Below are 2,304 nucleotides of genomic sequence, written 5' to 3' on the forward strand. Positions count from 1 at the left end.
TAAATTTCCGCGACTTTGAAGGCGAGGTCGATGACTACGACTTTATAGCCTTGGGTTTTTACGTCGATAAGGGCGAGGCCGAGGCGAAATTTACGCGCTTTTTACGCAAAATTCACGACAAGAAGCTGGGCGTTTTCATGACGCTGGGCGCGGAGCCGGACGGCGAGCATTCGCGCAAGTGCTTAGATGCATTCGAAAAGGGGCTCAAAGAGAACGGTAATGAGATCGTAGCGGAGTTCTCCTGCCAAGGCGCGATCGATCCGAAGCTGCTTGAGACGATGCGCAAAATGGCCTCTAGCGGCAACTCGCCCCATCCTATCACCCCCGAGCGACTTGCGCGCTGGGCGGAGGCTGCGAAACACCCGGACGAGAAGGATCTGGCGGACGCGAAAGCAGCATTTGCGGGGATAGAATAAAATTTAAAGCAAGCCGCGCAAACAGCTGCGCGGCGAAGCAAAATCAAATAAAATTTCACACTACTTAATGCGCGGTTTGGAATTTTATCTTTTACTAAATTTGGACGATAAATTTCATTACTACAAGCAAATTTGCCGCTGCAGGCGCAGGTCTTGCTCTAAAATTTAAACGATAAAATTTCATTTCGCGCGCAATAGATCAAACAATGCCGCCGACTTTGCGTCGCTAATGCGCGCTATGAACGCAAAAAAGCGCTTTTGCGAGCGACCGGCCCGCGAATACCGCGGTCGTGCCGTCATCCAATACACCGCCCGCCATTTTGCGACGGCCTGAGCACGAAAACCTGCTTTTGCGAGCAACCAGCCTGCGAGCTCTGCGGTCGTGATCATCGGCTACCCCTGTCGTCACGTGCCGTATGTGCCGCTGTCCGCCGCCGCTCTCCCGCCGCGCGATAACCCATACGTCGCTAACCACTTGCACGAGAACCTGTCGCCGTTCATAGCTCCACCCGCTTTGTCGCAGTACTGAACCCAAACCGAACCGCTAAATTTTAAATTCTACAAAAGTCTTATCGCGCGTAAATTTAATTCGGAAAATGCGTAAAATTTAGGTAAATTCCACCCAAACGCTTTGACGGTCAAAATTTAAAAGGGCGAAAATGACGAATTTCAAATACGCTAGTCGCATTAACGAGGCTGCGGGGCTAGATTTAAGCTTAGATTGCAAAGAGATAGATCTGCAGGATAAGCTTTACGGACTTTTTCAGTGCTTTATGCCCGAGGGCGCGGGCGTGGGAGCGGTGTTTGCGCCGCTGCAAAACGGCGAAGCGCTGCAAGCGCGCATAATGCCGATATATGCAGTCACGGCGCAGCAGACGCGGGAAGCATTCGATCAAAGCATGGCGCCCGGGTATTTTTGCCCGCCGCAGGATCCGAAATTTGGTGGCGAAGCGCTTAAGAGTTTAGCTTTAGCGTACGTTCGAAATTTAAAAATTTTCGCAGAATTTCTAGGCAAGAGCGAGCTTTTAAAGATGCTTGAGCAGATAAAATTCGCGCGCGTGCAGGAGAGCTTTGATCTCGCGCATCACGAAGATGAGCTTGCGGACGCCGTCTATGAGGCGATCACGGAGTGGATGATAGATTCGCCTAAGCTCGATGCGAAGCTATGGGTGCTCGGCGAGGCATACTATTCGATCGACTGCGACTACCTGCTACCTGTGTACTTGCAGTATCCAAACTATGCGCAAAGGCCGCAGGAGGACTTTTTGAAGCCCTACTTCGAGCTGTATCTAGCGGGGCGACAGGTCGCGTTTGAGCAGGGCGAGGTCGTGGTTTTCACGCGCTAAATTTACGCAGGCAAAGGAAGCGAATGGGCGCTCACAGGCGACTAAAATTTGAGCCTTTCAAAAAAAAGGAAGCAAGCGACGTCCACGAACGGTTAAAATTTAAGCTCAGCAAGTATGGGCACAAGCGCTTATCGCATATCCAAAAAATCTGCGTCCTAATCAAGCAATCTAGTAGGTTTCCTATGCGTCGCGTCAAATCACTTAAATGTTTCTGCTTTGCGTAGCCGCTGCTTTCAGCACCTTGCTAGAGCAAAATCTCCACACATCATTGATGTTTGGATAATTGAATTTTTTCCATCACTCTGCTGCTCTCACTTTGTATGAGGTACCCAAATAATTTACTTGCGCTAATGCTTGCTAGTTAGAATTAATCTAAATTTTAAAGAGGAATTTTGACGCAGAATTTTATGGAATTTCGCTGCTGCAAATTTCGCAAGCGATAAAATTCTATCGATTTACGCTCTTAAATTTACTCAAATCGCCGCCTGTTTTATAAAATTCTTCAGCGTCGATCATCGTGCCGTCAGGCAGCTTACAAACGG

General features: G+C 49.1%; 2 protein-coding genes. Both read left to right on the forward strand.

What is annotated here, in order from left to right:
* On the forward strand, window positions 1–416 hold a 416-nt coding region (locus tag Q0238_RS01375; protein ID WP_297942144.1), incomplete at its 5' end, for a flavodoxin family protein.
* Between the two features lie 659 nt (window positions 417–1,075).
* The gene (locus tag Q0238_RS01380) at window positions 1,076–1,762 is read left to right on the forward strand and encodes a hypothetical protein (protein WP_297942146.1); all 687 of its coding nucleotides are present in this window, start codon (window positions 1,076–1,078) and stop codon (window positions 1,760–1,762) included.
* Window positions 1,763–2,304 lie beyond the last annotated feature (542 nt).

Origin of the sequence: uncultured Campylobacter sp., from assembly GCF_938045775.1 — a bacterium.
Classification (GTDB): domain Bacteria; phylum Campylobacterota; class Campylobacteria; order Campylobacterales; family Campylobacteraceae; genus Campylobacter_B.